An 18,125-nucleotide genomic window follows, 5' to 3' on the forward strand; every position below is an offset into this window, starting at 1 on the left:
GAGGGTCCCGGTTCCGGGACCCTCTGCCTCATGTCCTTCAACACGTGTTGCTGTTGTACCTGGCGATAGTCCCGCGTCCTCTTTTCGCGCACTCGCCTGGTTAGGACTTTTCCCCGATGTTCGCCGTTCCTGAGAACAGCGTCGTTCTGCCTGAGAACTCCGCACTGCTGCACCCCGTTCGGGTGGCGTTGGCGTGGGCGGCCGACCGTGATCGCTGGAAGCACCTGCTCCGCTACGACCCGGAGGAGCGCTTCTCGACGTTGGTCGACAAGAGCGACGACCAGGAGATCTGGCTGATGAGCTGGCTCCCCGGTCAAACCGCCTCGTTGCACGACCACGCGACGACCTCCGGTGCGTTCACCGTGGTCAGCGGCCTGCTGACCGAGGTGGTGACGACCCGCATCCAGGTCGTGCACTCGCTGCACGCCGGCCAGTCACGGGTGTGGGGGCCTGGTTACGTGCACCAGGTGCGCAACGACGGCGTGGACCCGGCCGTGTCGATCCACGTCTACCGTCACGGCACACGCGCCATGACCCCGTACCGCTTCGACCCGGTCAACGGCCCCGTGCGCTGACGTGCGGCGGTACCGGCTTGTCCGTCTCGTGTGGCACCGGCGTGCCCCACGTCGTGATGAGCGGCATGTGCCCGGCCCACACGAGGTCGGCTTCGAGGTCCGACGGCTCCTCACCTGGACCGCCCTCGCGCACCTTGACGCTGGCCTCGGTCAGGTCGATCTCCAGCGCGGCCGTCTGCGCCAGCTCCTTCTTGGACGGGCTGCGCGCGTAGTCCCAGCTGCCGGGCGTGACGTGCTCGACGATGGTGCGCAGGGCGAGTTCGGGGTCCTCGGCGATCTTCGCGGTGCCGTGGATGATCGCCGACCGGTAGTTCATCGAGTGGTGGAACACCGAGCGCGAGTACACGACACCGTCCACGAGCGTGACGGCGACGCAAACCTGCTTGCCTTCGAGCATGTTCCTGATGGACCGTGAGCCCGTCGAGCCGTGCAGGAAGATGCGGTTGCCGTCCCGCCCGTACGCGGTGGGGATGAGGAACGGCGCCCCGTCGACCTCCACGGCGAGATGGCAGACCAGACCGGCGTCGAGGATGTCGTAGAGCACCTGGCGGTCCTGGACGGCTCGCTTCTTGCCGCGGACGACGGTGCTGCGCGGGGTGGGGGAGAGCTGCAGGTCAGTGGTCATGTTCCTACTGTGCGCAGCGAAGTGGCATCATTGAAGCGCCATTTCCAACCGATTTGAGAAGGCCACTTCGCGCCTCGACCCCGCCGGGAGTGTCGGTGCTGTCTGGGAGAATGAGAACAAGGGGTCCCCTTCGCGGGGGGACGCCTGCGTCAGCGCGGGAGGCCGTCCGTGGCTGAGACCGCGCTGCCCGTGGCGCTGGACCGCGAGTCCGCCGAACCGCTCGCCGTCCAGCTGGCGGACGCCCTGCGCTCCGCCGCCTCCGAGGGACGGCTTCGCGCGGGCGACCGTTTGCCGTCCACGCGCGCGTTGGCCGAGTCGCTCGGTGTCTCGCGCACGGTCACCGCCGCCGCCTACGACCAGCTGCACGCGGAAGGCTGGATCGCCGGCCGTCACGGCTCCGGCACCTACGTCACCACGACCCCGCCGGGCCCGTTGCGCAAACGTTCGCGCAAGGCGGTCGCCCCCGCCATCACCGACTTCGTCGACCTCGGCACCGGCGCGCCGTGGGCGGGTGGTCTCGACCGCGCGGCCTGGCGCAGGGCGTGGCGTGCCGCGGCGGACGCGCCACCGCTGTCCCGTCCCGAACGAGCGGGCCTGCCCGAATACCGCGAGGCCATCGCCGAGCACCTGCTGCGCCACCGCGGCCTGGCCGTGAACGCCGAACCCGTGCTCGCGACCGGCGGCACCACCGCCGTGCTGACCGAGATCGCGGTGGCGGTGTTGCAGCGCGGTGACGCCGTGGCCGTGGAGGAACCCGGTTACCAACGGGCGGTGGGCGTCTTCCGCGCGGCCGGGCTGAAGGTCGTCCAGGCGGCGGTCGACGCGGAAGGCCTGCTGCCGGCCGCCGTCCCGGCGGGCGTGAAGGCCGTCTACTGCTCGCCGGCCCACCAGTACCCGCTGGGCGGCCGCATGTCGGCCGGGCGCCGGGTGGCGTTGGTCGAACGCGCGCGCCGCGACGGTTGGCTGGTCATCGAGGACGACTACGACGGCGAGCTGCGTTATGACGTGGCACCGCTGCCGTCACTGGCCGCGCTGGCCCCGGACGTCGTCGTCCACCTCGGCACCACGAGCAAGATCCTCACCCCGACCCTGGGCGCGGGCTGGATGGTCGCGCCCGAGCACATCGCGACCACGATCCTCGAACACCGCGACCTGACCGGCACCAGCCCGGCGGCCGCCGGCCAACGGGTCGTGGTCGAGCTGGCCCGCACCGGTGACCTCGGCCGCCACCTGCGCAAGCTGCGGCGGGAGCTGTCCGAGCGCCGCGCGTTGATCGTCGACACGTTCGCGGCGGCGGGCATCAGGATGATCGGCGACGACGCGGGCGCGCACGTCGTCGTGCTGCTGCCGAGCCTCGACCGGGAACGGGAGATCACGCGGCTCGCGTTGCAGCGCGGCCTGCGGGTGGACGGCCTGGCCAGGCACTACGTCAACCGGCCCAAGTTCCACGGCCTCGCGATCGGGTACAGCGCGTGCTCACGAGAACAGCTGATCAGCGCCCTCCCCGTCCTCACGGAGTTGCTCACCGATGACCTTCGTCCCTGACGGCTTCGAGGTCCCCCGCGACCTGACCACCGCGTCGTTCCGCCTCGAACCCCTCGGCCCGCGGCACAACGAGCGCGACCACCGGGCGTGGACGACCAGCATCGACCACATCCGGTCGACGCCGGGCTTCGACACCTGGACCTGGCCGCCGGCCGAGGGCATGTCGCTCGACCGCAACCTGGCCGATCTGCACCGGCACGCGAACGACTTCGCCCAGCGCACCGGGTTCACCTATTCGGTGCTCGACGGTGAGGAGGTGATCGGCTGCGTGTACATCTATCCGGCGCGTGAGGACCACACGGTGGCGACCGTGCATTCCTGGGTGCGTGCCGACCGCGCTGACCTGGACAAGCCGCTGCACGACGCGGTTTCCGCCTGGCTGGTCAACGACTGGCCCTTCCCCGAGGTCCGGTACGCGCCGAGGCCGTGAACTGCCCGAAGGGCACAATCGCCCAAACGGGTAGGGTCGGGCCCCATGACGCAGCGCAAGACGAGGGTGGCCGTGGTGTTCGGCGGCCGCAGCTCCGAGCACGAGGTCTCCTGCCAGTCCGCCAAGAGCGTCCTGCCCCACCTGGACGCGGACCGCTTCGAGGTGGTGCCCGTCGGCATCACTCCGCAGGGCCAGTGGACGCTCGGCACGGACCCGGACGCGCTGGAAGCGGGCACGGGCAACCTGCCCACGCTGCGCAACCGCACCGACCTCGTGGCGATCGAGCCCGGCGAGGCGCTGAAGGACGTCGACGTCGTCTTCCCGCTGCTGCACGGCGCGTGGGGTGAGGACGGCACCATCCAGGGCCTGCTCGAACTCGGCGGCGTCCCGTACGTCGGACCGGGCGTGTTCGCCAGCGCCGCCGCGATGGACAAGATCTTCGCCAAGAAGATCCTCCAGGCGGAGGGTCTGCCGGTCGGCAGGTTCGTGGCGCTGGACCGGTCCGCCACGACCCTGACGCTGGACGAGCGCGAGCACCTCGGCCTGCCGGTGTTCGTGAAGCCGTCGCGCGCCGGGTCGTCCGTCGGCATCTCCAAGATCTCCGACTGGGCCGGCCTGGACGCCGCGATCTTCGAGGCGCGTCAGCACGACCCGAAGGTCATCATCGAGGCCGCCGTGCCGAACGTGCGCGAGATCGAGCTCGCCGTGCTGGAGTTCCCGGACGGCCGCGTCGAGGCGTCACTGCCCGCCGAGCTGCGCGCGGTCGGCGCGGACGTCGAGTGGTACGACTTCAACGCCAAGTACGTCGACGACTCCTACGAGGCCGACATCCCGGCGAAGCTCGACGACGACATCACCGCGCAGCTGCGCGAGATGGCCGTCACGGCGTTCAAGGCGCTCGACTGCCAGGGTCTGTCCAGGGTGGACTTCTTCCTCACCGAGCAGCACGAGCTGATCATCAACGAGCTCAACACCATGCCGGGGTTCACGCCGATCTCCATGTACCCCAAGGCGTGGGCGGCGAGCGGGATCGACTTCACCACGCTGCTGACCACGTTGATCGAGACGGCGATCGCGCGCGGCTCCGGCCTCCGTTAGGGCGCCGTCTTGACCGGCTGCTTCGGCAGGAGGTCGCGCACCGTCGTGGAGATGTCCTGCAACGGTCCGGTGCCCGCGTCGTCGGGCACCGTCAGCGCCACGTACACGCCGCGGTCCACGATCACCCACGTCGAGCTGCCCGAACCGGGCAGCTGCAGCCACTGCACGTCGGAGATCACCCGCAGCTGCGAGGTGGGCGAGAGCTCGGCGGGCCTGGGCAGACCGCAGCGCAGAACCACCGGATCGTGTTTGGCGTCACCCCACGCCACCGCGGCGGGCGGCGCCGGCGAGGCGATCTCCCTGCGCGGCAGCATGTCCTTCCCGGACGGCAGCCCGAGGGGGAGCTTCTCGACCAGGGAAGCGCATTCCGGTGCGCCCGCGGACGGTGCGTCGATCGAGACCAGCGCGAGAGGACCCGTGCGGCCGGGCACGTCCTCGGTCTGGTTGCCCGTGCCCAGCACCAGACCGAGCGCGGCGACACCGATGGCGAGCAGCACGGCGAGCCCGACCGCCGCGAGCAGCGGCCGGGACAGCGCCGATGTGGATTCCTGCTGAGTCACCCAGTTATGACAACACGAGCTAGAGATGCACGACCGGGCAGGTCAACGTACGGGTGATTCCCTCGACGTTCTGGATCCGCGCGACCACGAGCTGGCCGAGCTGGTCGACGGTGTCCGCCTCCGCGCGGACGATGACGTCGTACGGACCGGTGACGTCCTCTGCGGTGGCGACTCCGGCGATCCCGGAGATCTCGGAGGCGACTGCAGCGGCCTTGCCGACCTCGGTCTGGATGAGGATGTATGCATGCACCACGGCGTGCCCCTTCGTCGCGACAGGTTGGGTCGAGGTAGGAACGTGTCACGCAACGTACCCCAGTTGGGGTTCCGAATGCTCAGATTGGGAGGCAACTTTGCGTCCGGAGCCGCCGCGCGACGCGGAGACGGTCGCCGAAGTGGGTGAGTTCCATCTCATCCACCGGGTGACGACCGGTCGGGCGCAACCCGAGACGACCATCCTCGGCCCCGGCGACGACGCCGCCGTGGTCGCCGTTCCGGACGGGCGGGTCGTCGCCTCCATGGACGTGCTGGTCGAGGGTGTCCACTTCAGACTCGACTGGTCCACACCCGAGCAGGTGGGCCGAAAAGCGGCCGCGGTCAACCTCGCCGACGTCGTCGCGATGGGCGCGTTGCCGTCCGGTCTGCTCGTCGGGATCGCGTGCCCGGCGGACACGCCCGCGGCCACGATCCAGGGGATCATGTCCGGCCTCTGGGAAGAGGCGGCCAAGGCCGGCGCGGGCGTCGTCGGCGGCGACATGGTCAGCTCCGCCACGCTGGTGATCTCAATCACCGCGATGGGGGACATGAACGGGCTTGAGCCGGTCACGCGGTCCGGCGCGCTCGTCGGCGACGTCGTGGCGGTGACCGGACGGCTGGGCTGGGCGGCCGCGGGTCTCGCGGTGCTGGGCCGCGGGTTCCGCTCACCGGTCGGCATCGTCAACGCCCAGCGCACCCCGGAGCCGCCGTACGAGGAAGGGCCCAAGGCCGCGGAGGCCGGTGCCACGTCGATGATCGACGTCTCGGACGGCCTGCTGCAGGACCTCGGCCACATCGCCGACTCGTCGGGCGTGGCGATCGACATCCGCACCGACCTGCTGCCGTTGCACCCGCGCCTGCTGGACGTGGCGTCGGCGCTCGGCGGTGACGCACGGCACTGGGCGCTGACCGGAGGCGAGGACCACGCCCTCGCGGCGACGTTCCCCGGCCCGAAGGCGGTACCGGAGGGCTGGACGACGATCGGCACGGTGCGCGCCGGTGAAGGCGTGACGGTCGACGGCAGAACGTACGAAAAACCCCCTGGCTGGGAGCACTGGCGCGCGTAAACTGGTCGATGTGGAACTATGCACGCGAGCGTATGACCATCCGGACTCGGTCAAGCTGATCGCCGACCTGCAGCAGGTCTTCGTCGAGCGCTACGGCAGCCAGGACATCACCCCGGTCGACCCGGCGCAGTTCGCCGCCCCACTCGGCTACTTCGTCGTGGGCTACCTCGACGGAGTGCCGGTCGCGTGCGGTGGCTGGCGAGTGCACGAGGAGCTGGACGGCGCCGCCGAGATCAAGCGCATGTACGTCGCGGACTCGCTGCGCGGCCGTGGGCTCTCGCGGCAGGTTCTCGCGAACCTGGAGGACACCGCGCGCGAGGCCGGCCATCGGCAGATGGTGCTGGAAACCGGCATGCGTCAGCCCGAGGCGATCGGCCTGTACCTCTCCAGCGGCTACGAGCGGATCGAGAACTTCGGCGTCTACCGCGACCACCCGGAGAGCCGCTGCTTCGGGAAGCCGTTGTAGGTTCGGGCGCATGGCCATCTATGCGTTGGGGGACTACACGCCGCAGATCCACCCGGACGCGTACGTGCACCCGGATGCCACGGTGATCGGCGACGTGCGCATCGGCGCGTTCTCGTCGGTGTGGCCGCAAGCGGTGCTGCGCGGCGACTACGGCCGCATCGTCGTCGACGAGCGCACGTCGATCCAGGACGGCACGGTGATCCACTGCACCGAGGTCCACCCGGTGCACATCGGTTCGTCGTGCGTCATCGGCCACAACGTGCACATCGAGGGCGCGACGATCGCGGACGACTGCCTGATCGCGTCAGGTTCGGTGGTGCTCAACGGTTCCATCGTCGAGAAGGGCGCGATCGTCGGCGCCGGCGCGGTGGTCTCGTTCGACGGCCATGTCCGCGAACGCACGATGGTTCTCGGCGTTCCGGCCCGCGAGCGTGCTGGATATGTTGTGCCAGAACAGGCCTGGGCCTTCATCGTCGAGAAATATGTGCAGAACATCGGTTTGTACCGGGAGAAGCTGCGCCGTTTGGATTGAGATAGGGTTCACAGCCGTGGCTCGTCCCCTCAACGAAGTTGTCGAAGCCGGCTGGGCTGAAGCTCTCGCCCCCGTTGCCGACCAGATCGCCGCCATGGGTGAGTTCCTGCGCGCGGAGGTCGCCGCCGGCCGCACCTACCTCCCCTCGGGCGAGAACGTGCTGCGTGCGTTCAAGCAGCCGTTCCACCAGGTGAAGGTGCTGATCGTCGGGCAGGACCCGTACCCGACGCCCGGCCACGCGGTCGGCCTGTCGTTCTCCGTCGCCCCCGACGTGCGGCCGATCCCGAAGTCGCTGGTCAACATCTACAAGGAGTACGCGGAGGACCTAGGCCACCCGCTGCCCTCCAACGGCGACCTGACCCCGTGGTCCGAGCGCGGTGTGCTGCTGCTCAACAGGGCGCTGACCGTGCAGCCCGGCAAGGCCAACTCCCACCAGGGCAAGGGCTGGGAGGCCGTGACCGAGCAGGCGATCAAGGCGCTGGCGGCGCGTGACGCACCGCTCGTCTCGATCCTGTGGGGCCGCAACGCGCGCAACCTGCGTCCGTTGCTCGAACCGTTGCCCTGCATCGAGTCCGCGCACCCGTCACCGCTTTCCGCGCACGCCGGGTTCTTCGGTTCGAAGCCGTTCAGCCGCGCCAACGAACTGCTGGAGAAGCAGGGCGCCGAACCGATCGACTGGAAGCTGCCGTAGTTCGGCGAGCTGAGCGTGACCTCTGGCTGACGGCCGCGGGAGCGGCCGTCTCCGAGTTCGGCAACGCGTTGTCGTTGCTCGTGCTGCTGTTCTGGGCGACGCCGATCAGCTCGCTGCCGGTGGCCGCGCCCTCGTCGACCGGCTGCCCAACCGGCGCCTGCTGATCATCGCCTTGCTGTGCCAGGGCGTCGCGATCACGACCATCGCGCCCCTGATGGGCCGGCCGGTGTTCGTCGTGGCGCTGGTGTTCCTGTCCGGCTGCGGCCGTGCGGTCGTCCAGCCCGCGATCTCGGCCCTGGTCCCGCACATCGCAGGCGAGGACGAGTCGACCCGCGGTTGTGCGTGGCTGGGCACTGTGCGCAGTGTCGGCAACATCGCGGGTGCCACCGGTGGCATGGTGCTCGCCGGAATCTTCGGGCACCCCGCCGCGATGCTGATCGACGGCGGCACGTTCCTCGGCTACGCGGCGCTGCTGGCGTGCGTGCGGTCGGAACGCACGCCGTCGGGCGGGCACGAGGCGCGGCCGAGCACGCTCGCGGGCCTTCGGCACGTCCGGCGGGATCCCGTGCTGTTCGCGGCGATCATCGGGCTGGCGTTCTTCGTCGGAGCCACCGTGGTGATCAACGTGGCGGACCCCGCGTTCGTCCGGTTCGTGCTGTACGGCGACGAGTTCGTGCTCGGCGTGCTGGATGGTCGGGATCATCGTCGGCAACCGGCTGGCCGCGCGGTTGCAGACCGTTGCCCAGGTCGCCTGCTCGCTGGCCGTCTCCGGCGCCCTGACGGGGATCGCGGTACTGGTTCCGGCGACGTTGCCGTACGTCGTGGCCGCCGGGACCGGCTGGCTGATCGGCGGCATCTGCAACGGCGTCATCAACGTCACCATGAACGCCCTCGTCCGGCTGCGCACGCCCGAGGAGATGCGCGGCCGGGCGTTCGCCGCGGTCGGCTCGATGGTCACCGGTGCGAACCTGCTCGGGACCGCCGCCGCAGGGGCGTTGTTGCTGGTCATGGGGCCGCAGGCGGTGTTCGCGCTCGGCGGCACCGGTGCGTTGCTCAGCGGCGTGGTCTGCCTGGTGTTCGTGGTGCGGGCGCTGCGCCGTCAGGCCGCCAACGGCGGGGTCGACCGGTACCAGGACACGGTTTCGCGCAGCCCCTGACGCAACGGCCGCGGGCTCACCAGCTCGTACATCCGCGTCGTGTCCAGCGCTCGCGGTGCGGCGCCGGTCGGTTTGGTGAGGTCGAGCCGCACCCGTTCCGGTGCGTCCAGCAGCGCGCAGAGGGTGCGCGCCAGGTCGAGGATCGAGATCGTCTCGCGCGTCGCGACGGTCAGCACGTCCTCGGTGTTCTGGGCGACCATCTGCAGGATCGCCGCCACGACGTCGCGCACGTGCACGAACGACCGCGTCTGCGAACCGTCGCCCCAGATCTCGATCTCCTGGCCGGAGGTGATCCGGCTGATCATCGCGGGGATCACCCGGTGGACCCGGTCGCGCGGGCCGTAGACGTTCGACGGGCGCGGCAGGAAGATCCGCATGCCGTACTGCTTGCGGTACTGCTCGGCCAGCAGTTCCACCACGGACTTCGAGAGCGCGTAGCCGTTGTCCGACTCCACCGACGCCTCGGCGGAGCTCACCAGGACGACGTTCTCGACGCCGCAGTCACGCGCGCAGTTCAGCACGTTCGAGCCGATGCGCAGGTTCGTGTCGAAGATGAGGGCGGTGTTGTCGCGCTTGAACGCGGCGTTGCCGTCCATCGCCGCCGTGTGGATCACTGTGTGGGCATTGGGTGCCGCGTAGCGCAGCACCGCCCGGAGTTCGTTCTCGTCCCGCAGGTCGATCGGGAACGTCTGGAGGTTCGGCGCGGTGAGCGGTGGTGGATCCGTGCGGTACAGGGCGATCACGCGGGTGTCGGTGCCCAGCAGCGTCTCCACCACGTGCGAGCCGATGAAACCACCCGCGCCGGTCACCACGACGGTCTTCACGATTGCGCCTCCACTAGAGCGGTGAGGGAGGAGACGACGGCGGCGGGTGGCGGCAGTGCCCGCATCTCGTCGCGGATCTTCTCCGCGGCCACGCGCGGTGCCGGGTCGTCCAGCAGCCGTTGCACGTGGTCGCGGACGGACTCCGCGGTGATGTCGTCTCCGACGAGTTTCGCGGCGGCGCCGACGGCTTCGGCCCGGTCGGCGTGGCGGTGCTGGTCGCACATCTGCGGCAACGCGAGCTGCGGCAGGCCCGCGTGCAGCGAGGTCATGGTCGTGCCCGACCCGCCGTGGTGCACCACGGCGTCACACACCTTCAGCACCTGGTTGAGAGGAACCCAGTCCACGACGCGGGCGTTCGCGGGCACGGTGCCCGGATCGAGCGCCCCGCCCGTGATCACCAACACCTCCGCGTCGATCCGCTCGAGTCCGCGGAGCACCGTGCGCAGCACCCGGTCGTGCTCTCCGCCGGGGACGGGCACGCTGCCGAGCGTCACGCAGATCCTCGGCCTGGTGCGCGGTTCGAACAGCCACGGAGGCAGAACACCGGAGCCGTTGTAGGCGGTGTAGGCCATCGGCAGGCCCGCCGGCGCGTCCGGGTACTGCAGCGCGGGCGGGCAGACGTCCACTTCGAGTGCCGGGTCGTCGGGGAACCCGTGTTCGCGGTGCACCGGTGTGAGCGTCTCGGCCTCGGCCGGTGCGAGCTCCGGCGGCAGCGCGACACCCCAGGTGTGCCGGACCAGCGGAACACCGAGTCGCGCGGCGGCGATCGGTCCCGCGTACTCCCACGGCGTGTGCATCACGACATCCGGCCGCCATCTCCCGGCCAGGCCGATCACGTTCGAGACCGTGAAACGGGCGATTTTCGCGTAATGCTCGGTGACGTGCTCAATCAGAGCCTCCGTCACGTTTCCGGAATAGAGCGCGTGATTCGAGTTCGAGAAGACCTCCCGGATCGACACCGGTCCCACCGCTGCGGCCGGGAGGCCGGTGGCCGCTCCCGCCTGGGCGAACTGGTCCGGCAACGCGAGCAGCACGTCATGCCCTGCGTTGCTCAACGCCCAGCTCAGTGGAATGAGCGGATACAGATGCCCATAACCGGGACAGCTGGTGACCAGAACTCGCACGCAGTCAAACGTAAGTCAAACTTCATGACAGGATCAACATCGTCTTGATTGGCGAGTCAACTACATGTCTCGTATGGATTTCCTGCGAAAAACAGAAGAGCCCGGCCGGAGCCGGGCTCTTCTGGGTTCTGCTCTGTGGCGGTGATCAGCCGCGCACGACCTTGCCTGCCTTCAGGCAGGAGGTGCACACGTTGATCCGCTGGCGCTGCGAGGCCGAGACCTTCGCGCGCACAGACTGGATGTTCGGGTTCCAGCGGCGGTTCGTCTTCCGCTGGGAGTGCGAAACCGAATGGCCGAAGCCCGGCCCCTTGCCACAGACGTCGCACACGGCAGCCACGTCAGCCACTCCTTCAGGTTCCTCAAGCGGGTGTCTCGCGTCCCGGTGGGCGCGCAAGCGTGCACAAGCCTCAACCGGGCACGGCAACCCAATCAGGGTAGCCGGTGGCCTCACCCGCGACCAAACCGGGTGGATACTCTCGCCGCCATGCAGGTCATGGATGCGGTCGCGGTGCGCAGGTGGGCGGACGCGTGCGTGCGGTCGTTGGACGCCAACCGGGAGTCGATCGACCAGATCAACGTCTTTCCGGTTCCCGATGGTGACACGGGCACCAACCTGCTGCACACGATGCAGTCGGCGCTGGACGCGCTGCTGCGCTCGCCCATCTCCACGGTCGGTGACGCGTTGTCCGCGTTGGCCAGGGGCGCGCTGGCCGGGGCGCGAGGGAACTCCGGCGTGATCCTCTCGCAGGTGCTCAGGGGGCTGGCGGAATCCGTGCAGGAGGTGTCCGTCGTCACGGGATCGGCGCTGCGCAAGGCTCTGCAACGCTCGGACGAGCTCGCCACCGCCGCGGTGTCCAAGCCGGTGCCCGGCACGGTCCTCTCGGTGCTGCACGCCGCTGCCGAAGCCGCCCGTGACTGCCCGTCGGACGAGCTCGACGAGGTGGTGATGGCCGCCGCACGCGCAGGCGCCACGGCGTTGGCCGACACGCCTCGGCAACTCGCGGTGCTGGCCAAGGCCGGAGTGGTCGACGCAGGTGGGCGCGGGCTCGTTGTGTTGTTGGACACACTCGCCGCGGTGATCACCGGTCAGGCCGTGGAAACCCCGGTCGACGCGCCGCTGCTGCCGCGCACGCCCGAGTCGTTGACGACCGAGCGCGAGAGCGGCTCCTCGGAGTTCGAGTACGAGGTCATGTACCTGCTCGACGGCACCTCGGAGGAGGAGGCGCTTGAGCTGCGCGCGTCGTTGAACCTGCTCGGCGACTGCGTGTCGGTCGTCGGCGACGGCGCTTCGCTGTGGACCGTGCACGTGCACTGCAACGACATCGGCGCGGCCGTCGAGGCGGGTGTGCGCGCCGGACGTCCACACCGGATCACGGTGGCGCGGTTCGCCGACCAGATCGCCGCGCAGGCGTCGCGGTTCGTGCGCGACCGGGCGATCGTGGTGGTGGTGAGCGGCGCGGTGGACCTGTTCCGCGCCGAGGGCGCCACGGTGTTCGACCTGGCTACTTCTTCCGCGACGCCCACAGACCTGTTGTCGGCCATCGTTTCGACGCGCGCGCGTCACGTGGCGGTTCTGCCCGGCGACCCGGACATCCGCGAGGCTTTGGATGAAGCCGTGGCGTACGCACAGGCCGCAGGGCAGGACGTAGTGGTGGTGCCGACGTTCTCGCCCGTGCAGGCCCTCGCCGCGTTGGCCGTCCACGACTCGTCACGACGTGCCGGTGACGACGTTGTCGCCATGGCCGAAGCCGCCGCCGCAACGCGCCGCGGCGAACTGTCGATCGCCGCCGACGAAGCCATCACCTGGGTCGGCCGCTGCCAGCCCGGCGACCTGCTGGGCATGCTGGACGGCGAGGTGGTGCTGATCGAGCCGGGTCCCGCGGCGCCGGAGTCGTTGCTGGACCTGGCGTGCCGCCTGGTCGACCGCATGCTGACCGGCGGCGGTGAGCTGGTGACCGTGATCCTCGGCGCCGACGCCCCAGAAGGCCTCGCCGACGTGTTGGAGGACCATCTGCGGGTCACCCATCCGGAGGTCGAGGTGACGGCCTATCCGGGCGGCCAGCCCGACGCGGTCATTTTTGTCGGTGTCGAGTAGTTCAATGGGGACACGATGATCTCCTTCGACGACAAGCTGCAGCCGTTGCTCGGCAAGAAGACCGCCGACGCACTGGAGACCGGCCTCGGCCTCACGACGGTCGGCGACCTGCTGCGCCACTACCCGCGCCGCTACGACGAGCGCGGGAAGCTGACCGACATCAGGTCCCTGGAAATCGACGAGCACGTCACGGTCCAGGCCGAGGTCCGCAAGTGCACCAAGCGGCGCATGAAGGCCAGGCACGGCCACATGACCGAAGCGGTGATCACGGACGGCACGTCCGAGCTGCACCTGGTCTTCTTCGGCAAGGTGGCGTTCGTGGCGGAGCAGGAGCTCCTGCCCGGCACGCGGGCCCTGTTCGCCGGCAAGGTCGGCCGCTACCGCCAGAACCTGCAGCTGGTGCACCCGGCGTTCGAGATCCTCACCCCGGAGCAGGACGGATCGTCGTTCCTGCAGGCGTTCCTGCCCGTCTACCCGGCCTCGCAGCACATCAACACCTGGAACATCGCCAACTGCGTGAAGCAGCTGCTGGAGATCTGGGACGGCGTGCCCACCGACCCGCTGCCCGACGACTTCCGCACCGAGCACGGCCTGATCGGCCTGGAGGAGGCGCTGCGGGCCATCCACCGCCCGGAGAGCTGGGCCCAGATCGCCGTGGCGCAGCAACGGCTGAAGTGGGACGAGGCGTTGGCCGTGCAGCTGACGCTGGCCCAGCGCCGCAAGGCTTCCACGGCCCGTCCCGCCCCCTCGTGCGCGCGCCGGTCCGGCGGCATCCTCGACGCCTTCGACGCGCGGCTGCCGTTCAAGCTGACCGCCGGCCAGGTGTCGGTGGGCGAGCAGATCGCCTCCGACCTCGCTTCGGTCGTGCCGATGAACCGCCTGCTGCAAGGAGAAGTGGGTTCGGGCAAGACGATGGTCGCGTTGCGAGCCATGTTGCAGGCGGTCGACGCGGGCCGTCAGTCCGCGATGCTCGCGCCCACGGAAGTCCTTGCCGCACAACACGCCCGCTCGTTGCAGGAGATGCTCGGCGACCTCGCCCAGGCGGGCCAGCTCGGCGGCGCGGAGAACGCGACGCGGGTGACGTTGCTGACGGGCTCGATGAACACGGCCCAGCGCCGCCAGGCGTTGCTCGACATCGTGACCGGCGAGGCGGGCATCGTCGTCGGCACGCACGCGATCATCCAGGACAAGGTGGAGTTCCACTCGCTGGGCCTGGTCGTCGTCGACGAACAACACCGCTTCGGCGTGGAACAACGCGCCGCGCTGTCGGCCCGCGGCGCGGTCGAGAACCCGCACGTCCTGGTGATGACCGCGACCCCGATCCCGCGCACGGTCGCCATGACCGTCTACGGCGACCTGGAGGTCTCGGCCCTGCGCGAGCTCCCCGGCGGCCGTTCGCCGATCAAGACCTCGGTCGTCCCCGTCCGCGAGAAGCCGGCCTGGCTGGACCGCGCGTTCGCCCGCGTCCGCGAGGAGGTGGCCGCAGGCCACCAGGCCTACTTCGTCTGCCCGCGCATCGGCGACGAGGAACCGGCGAAGTCCGACGACGAGGACAAGCGCCCGGCGCTGTCCGTGATCGACGTGGCGAACATGCTGGTGCAGGGCCCGTTGCGCGGCCTGCGCGTGGAAATCCTGCACGGCCGCATGCCCCCCGACGAGAAGGACGCCGTGATGCGCGCCTTCGCGGCCAACGAGGTCCAGGTCCTCGTCGCCACCACGGTCATCGAGGTGGGCGTCAACGTCCCGAACGCCACCGTCATGGCCATCATGGACGCCGACCGCTTCGGCGTCTCCCAGCTGCACCAGCTCCGCGGCCGCGTGGGCCGAGGCAGCGCCCCCGGCCTCTGCCTGCTCGTCACCGAGATGCCGGAGATGACCGCCACGATGGAACGCCTCCGCGCGGTCGAGTCCACTCTGGACGGCTTCGAACTGGCCCAGCTCGACCTCGAGCTCCGCCGCGAGGGCGACATCCTCGGCGCCGCCCAGTCCGGCCGCCGCTCGGCGCTCAAGATGCTGTCCCTGTTGCGCGACGAGGACATCATCGCCGACGCCCGCGTGGCCGCCCAGCAGTTCGTGGACGCCGACCCGGACCTGGAGAAGCACCCCGGCCTGGCGGGCATGGTGGCCACGCTGCTGACGGAGGAGCGGGCGGACTTCCTGGAGAAGACCTAGCCGCCGGTCCCGCTTCCGCGGGATTCAGCTTCGCTGCGCGGAAAGCGCGTTGCGGAAAGGGTGCCGTGGAAAGGGTGTCGCGGCGAGGCCGGTCGCGCCGCGGTCACCGCGACCTGGGCGTCACGCTCCCGTCCGGACAACGCGACCTGCCGGACCAGATGATCGCCGTGCGGTGCCTCGCCAAGCCGTCGTGCGGTGCATGCCAAGCCGTCGTGCGGCTCACCGTCCCGTGCTGTCGCCGCCGTGCTGCCTCCACCCCACGCCGCAGCCGTCGTGCTGCCTCCACCCCACGCCGCAGCCGTCGTGCCGCCTCCACCCCACGCCGCAGCCGTCGTGCCGCCTCCACCCCACGCCGCAGCCGTCGTGCTGCCTCCACCCCACGCCGCAGCGCCGTGCCCAAGCCCCCCAGCCCAACCCAGCCCTTTCACCTGAACGTGTGCGCGCGCCACGCACCGGTCCAGCCCAGCCACGCCCGTACCCTCCGACCCGTGCGCCGCATGATCATCACCGCGCTCGCCGCCGCCCTCGCCCTCCCGCCCTCCCCGGCACTGGCGGACCCCGCGGCCCTGACCGGCATGGAGTCCCGCTACCCGCACGCGATCCGCCTCCAGCACGGCCCGCAGCGGGGTTCGATCCTGGTGACGCTGCACCGGTTCGAGGTCGTGGACGTGCTGCGCGCCGGCCGCGCCGGCAAGAGGTTCGACAAGATCGCCACCTTCACCGACCCCGCGAGCACCCAGACCGCCTGCTGCGGCCACCTCTACGAGCTGCCGCGCCAGGTCGGCGACATGCCGGCGGGCACCGTGCTGTGGGCGGGCTCGGTGGGGCTGCGGTCGGAGACGGTGAAGGCGCGGATCTGGCGCAGCCGGGACGCCGGTGAGACGTGGGAGTACCTGTCGGAGTGCGCGCGGGCGCGGCATCCGGTGGGGCTGTGGGAGCCGGACCTGTCGGTCGACGCGCAGGACAGGCTCAACTGCTACTTCGCCGACGAGTCGGACGGCGAGCACGGCCAGTACATCGGGCGGACCGTGTCGGCCGACGGTGTCAGCTGGTCGGCCAAGCAGAAGGTCGTCGCGGTGCGGCCGCGCGGGTACCGGCCGGGAATGCCGCAGGTCAGAAGGCTGCCGACGGGCGAGTACTACCTGATGTACGAGATCTGCGGGCAGCCGGACCAGTACTTCTGCGAGGCGTACCACCGCAGCTCGGCGGACGGCGTCGACTGGGGTGACCCCGGCTGGTTCGGAGTGCGGCCGACGACGAGGGACGGCAAGTACTTCGCGCACACGCCGTCGATCACGCTCGCCCCCAACGGCACGGCCAAGGGGCGCGTGATCCTCATGGGACAGGTGCTGATGACGGCGAACGGCAAGGTCGATCCCGGCAACGGCAGGACGGTCTTCGTGTCGGAGAACGGCGGCGAGGACGGGTGGTACGAGGTACCCGCGCCGGTGGCGGTGCCCGGCGCGCACGACGACTACTGCCAGAACTACCACCCCGCCGGGGTGGCCTCGCTCGACGGGCGGTCGCTGATCGGGTTCGCCAGCGACTACGTGGCGGGCGGCAGGTGTCACACGAGCTGGGCCACGGGCAGCCTGCCGCCGTTCCCTCCGAGGAGCTGACCTAGTTCTGCCGCGGCTTCGGCAGCTGCTCGGTCTTGGGCTCGCCCGCCTCCCCGGCAGGCGCGTCCTCCAGCGGCTTCAGCACCGACATCGCCGCCTCGACCGCGGCCTGCGCGGCGTGGAACTGCTTCGAGAGGTTGTCGTGCGCCGCCCGCAGTGAGGCCTCCCGGTCGGCCGCCGCGGCGGCGCGCTGGTCGGACAGGGCCACCGCGGCCGCCGACTTCTCCTCGGCCTCGCGGACCAGAGCCGACGTCCTGGCTTCGGCATCCCGAACCAACGTGGTGGCCTTCTCGTCGGCCGTCCGAACGGTCTCCGCGGCCTTCTCCTCGGCCTCGGCAACGGTCGTCGTGGCCTTCTCCGAGGCCTCGCGCAGGGTGGTCGCCGCCTTCTCCTCCGCCGCGCTGACCAGGGCGGTCGCCTGCGCGGTCGCGTCGGCGGTGGTCTTCTCGGCGCGCGCGAGCGACTCGGCCTCCAGCTCGGCGATCGCCTTCTCGGCCTCCGCCTGCTTGGTCTTGAGCGCCTCGTCGAGCTTCTGCAGCGCCCCGACACGCTCGGCCTCGGCCTCGGCGGCGATCCGCTCGGCCTCGGCCTGCGCGTCCGCGAGCACCTTCTTGTGCTCGGCGGCCAGCGTCGCCTTGAGGCCGTCGTACTCCTTGTCCAGCTCGTCGTGGTACGCCTTGTACTTGGCGTCGAGCTCCACGCGGCGGGCGTCCAGGTCGGCCGACTTCTGCCCGAACTCGGCGGCCACGCGCTCGCCTTCCGCGCGCACCTCGGCGACCAGGGCCTCGTGCTCGGCGACGAGCTTCGTGCGCAGCGCCTCGTGCTCGGCCTCCAGCTCGGCCCTGCGCTCGCTGAACTGCTTCTCGAGCTCGGTCGTGCGCTGCTGGTGGGCGACCTCCAGCTGCTTGCGGCGGGCCTCGGTCTCGGCGAGCGCGCGGTTGTGCTGCTCGCGCTGGTCGGCCGCCCACTTCTCGACCTCGGCGCGCGTGGCGGCGGCCTTGTCGAGGGCGTCCTTGCGGATGTCCGCGATCTCTTCCTCGGCGAGCGACATCATCACGCGGACACGCTCGGTGACGTTCGACGCGCTGACGGGGCTGTTGGCGAGGTTCGACAGCTGCATCTTGGTCTTGTCGAGCTCGGCGCGCGTCGCGTTGAGCATCTTGGTGAGCTCCGCGACCTGCGCGGCCGCGGCGTCTCTGGCGCGGTTCGAGTTCTTGAGGTCGAACTCCAGGCGGGTGACTCGTTCGTTCACCTGTCGCTGGTTGTAACCACGGAGGACAACGTCGAAATGCG

General features: G+C 70.2%; 19 protein-coding genes and 1 pseudogene. 13 read left to right on the plus strand and 7 right to left on the minus strand.

Features of this window, described 5'->3' with window-relative positions; genetic code table 11:
* Positions 1–116: 116 nt before the first annotated feature.
* Entirely contained in the window at positions 117–575 is a 459-nt protein-coding gene (locus tag ACWEIJ_RS11850; RefSeq protein WP_449837138.1) for a cysteine dioxygenase, read from the plus strand.
* Here the strand turns inward: ACWEIJ_RS11850 and ACWEIJ_RS11855 are convergent.
* Entirely contained in the window at positions 556–1,200 is a 645-nt protein-coding gene (locus ACWEIJ_RS11855) for a pyridoxamine 5'-phosphate oxidase family protein (protein WP_449837139.1), read from the minus strand. The genes ACWEIJ_RS11850 and ACWEIJ_RS11855 overlap by 20 nt on opposite strands.
* Before the next feature lie 168 nt (positions 1,201–1,368).
* Between ACWEIJ_RS11855 and pdxR the strand changes: the two genes are divergently transcribed.
* The 3 genes from pdxR to ACWEIJ_RS11870 are packed head-to-tail and all read left to right on the plus strand — an operon-like array spanning position 1,369 to position 4,273.
* Entirely contained in the window at positions 1,369–2,745 is a 1,377-nt protein-coding gene (gene pdxR / locus ACWEIJ_RS11860) for a MocR-like pyridoxine biosynthesis transcription factor PdxR (RefSeq protein WP_449837140.1), read from the plus strand.
* On the plus strand, positions 2,729–3,175 hold the full coding sequence (locus ACWEIJ_RS11865; RefSeq protein ID WP_449837141.1) for an N-acetyltransferase: 447 nt from the start codon (positions 2,729–2,731) through the stop codon (positions 3,173–3,175). The genes pdxR and ACWEIJ_RS11865 overlap by 17 nt, the downstream gene beginning before the upstream one ends.
* A gap of 45 nt (positions 3,176–3,220) precedes the next feature.
* Entirely contained in the window at positions 3,221–4,273 is a 1,053-nt protein-coding gene (locus ACWEIJ_RS11870) for a D-alanine--D-alanine ligase family protein (protein ID WP_449837142.1), read from the plus strand.
* Here ACWEIJ_RS11870 and ACWEIJ_RS11875 read toward each other — a convergent pair.
* Positions 4,270–4,833 carry a DUF3515 domain-containing protein gene (locus ACWEIJ_RS11875; RefSeq protein WP_449837143.1) on the minus strand — a complete coding sequence of 188 codons (564 nt, stop codon included), beginning with the start codon at positions 4,831–4,833 and terminating at the stop codon, positions 4,270–4,272. The genes ACWEIJ_RS11870 and ACWEIJ_RS11875 overlap by 4 nt on opposite strands.
* Before the next feature lie 19 nt (positions 4,834–4,852).
* Positions 4,853–5,086: an Lrp/AsnC ligand binding domain-containing protein gene (locus ACWEIJ_RS11880; protein WP_089925682.1), complete on the minus strand. Its 234-nt coding sequence runs from the start codon at positions 5,084–5,086 to the stop codon at positions 4,853–4,855.
* 97 nt (positions 5,087–5,183) lie between these two features.
* Between ACWEIJ_RS11880 and ACWEIJ_RS11885 the strand changes: the two genes are divergently transcribed.
* The 6 genes and pseudogenes from ACWEIJ_RS11885 to ACWEIJ_RS11910 all read left to right on the plus strand — a co-directional run bounded on the left by ACWEIJ_RS11885 (position 5,184) and on the right by ACWEIJ_RS11910 (position 8,998).
* Entirely contained in the window at positions 5,184–6,152 is a 969-nt protein-coding gene (locus tag ACWEIJ_RS11885) for a thiamine-phosphate kinase (RefSeq protein WP_355444344.1), read from the plus strand.
* Positions 6,153–6,162: 10 nt separating this feature from the next.
* Positions 6,163–6,618, plus strand: a complete 456-nt coding sequence (locus ACWEIJ_RS11890) for a GNAT family N-acetyltransferase (RefSeq protein ID WP_449837144.1) — start codon at positions 6,163–6,165, stop codon at positions 6,616–6,618.
* Between the two features lie 10 nt (positions 6,619–6,628).
* On the plus strand, positions 6,629–7,150 hold the full coding sequence (locus ACWEIJ_RS11895) for a gamma carbonic anhydrase family protein (protein WP_449837145.1): 522 nt from the start codon (positions 6,629–6,631) through the stop codon (positions 7,148–7,150).
* A 16-nt stretch (positions 7,151–7,166) separates the two neighbouring features.
* Entirely contained in the window at positions 7,167–7,841 is a 675-nt protein-coding gene (locus ACWEIJ_RS11900) for a uracil-DNA glycosylase (protein WP_449837146.1), read from the plus strand.
* A gap of 172 nt (positions 7,842–8,013) precedes the next feature.
* Positions 8,014–8,469, plus strand: a pseudogene (locus ACWEIJ_RS11905) (MFS transporter); the annotation flags it as partial.
* A 61-nt stretch (positions 8,470–8,530) separates the two neighbouring features.
* On the plus strand, positions 8,531–8,998 hold the full coding sequence (locus ACWEIJ_RS11910) for an MFS transporter (RefSeq protein WP_449837147.1): 468 nt from the start codon (positions 8,531–8,533) through the stop codon (positions 8,996–8,998).
* On the opposite strand, the gene ACWEIJ_RS11915 is transcribed toward ACWEIJ_RS11910, so the two are convergent.
* From ACWEIJ_RS11915 to rpmB, 3 genes are all read right to left on the minus strand, one after another.
* Positions 8,941–9,822, minus strand: a complete 882-nt coding sequence (locus tag ACWEIJ_RS11915; RefSeq protein WP_449837148.1) for an NAD-dependent epimerase/dehydratase family protein — start codon at positions 9,820–9,822, stop codon at positions 8,941–8,943. The genes ACWEIJ_RS11910 and ACWEIJ_RS11915 overlap by 58 nt on opposite strands.
* Positions 9,819–10,946, minus strand: a complete 1,128-nt coding sequence (locus tag ACWEIJ_RS11920) for a nucleotide disphospho-sugar-binding domain-containing protein (RefSeq protein ID WP_449837149.1) — start codon at positions 10,944–10,946, stop codon at positions 9,819–9,821. Before ACWEIJ_RS11920 ends, ACWEIJ_RS11915 begins: the two co-directional genes overlap by 4 nt.
* A gap of 145 nt (positions 10,947–11,091) precedes the next feature.
* Positions 11,092–11,283, minus strand: a complete 192-nt coding sequence (gene rpmB / locus ACWEIJ_RS11925) for a 50S ribosomal protein L28 (protein ID WP_030467945.1) — start codon at positions 11,281–11,283, stop codon at positions 11,092–11,094.
* Between the two features lie 147 nt (positions 11,284–11,430).
* On the opposite strand from rpmB, the gene ACWEIJ_RS11930 reads away from it, so the two are divergent.
* The 3 genes from ACWEIJ_RS11930 to ACWEIJ_RS11940 all read left to right on the plus strand — a co-directional run bounded on the left by ACWEIJ_RS11930 (position 11,431) and on the right by ACWEIJ_RS11940 (position 16,832).
* A complete protein-coding gene (locus ACWEIJ_RS11930; RefSeq protein ID WP_449837150.1) occupies positions 11,431–13,041 on the plus strand; it encodes a DAK2 domain-containing protein in 1,611 nt (536 codons plus the stop codon).
* A 15-nt stretch (positions 13,042–13,056) separates the two neighbouring features.
* On the plus strand, positions 13,057–15,213 hold the full coding sequence (gene recG / locus ACWEIJ_RS11935) for an ATP-dependent DNA helicase RecG (protein ID WP_449837151.1): 2,157 nt from the start codon (positions 13,057–13,059) through the stop codon (positions 15,211–15,213).
* Positions 15,214–15,701: 488 nt separating this feature from the next.
* Positions 15,702–16,832 (plus strand): hypothetical protein, encoded by a 1,131-nt coding sequence (locus ACWEIJ_RS11940; RefSeq protein WP_449837152.1) that lies wholly within the window; start codon positions 15,702–15,704, stop codon positions 16,830–16,832.
* A gap of 1 nt (position 16,833) precedes the next feature.
* On the opposite strand, the gene ACWEIJ_RS11945 is transcribed toward ACWEIJ_RS11940, so the two are convergent.
* Positions 16,834–18,084 carry a hypothetical protein gene (locus tag ACWEIJ_RS11945; protein WP_449837153.1) on the minus strand — a complete coding sequence of 417 codons (1,251 nt, stop codon included), beginning with the start codon at positions 18,082–18,084 and terminating at the stop codon, positions 16,834–16,836.
* Positions 18,085–18,125: the final 41 nt, after the last annotated feature.

The sequence above is a fragment of the Lentzea sp. NPDC004789 genome, assembly GCF_053601075.1.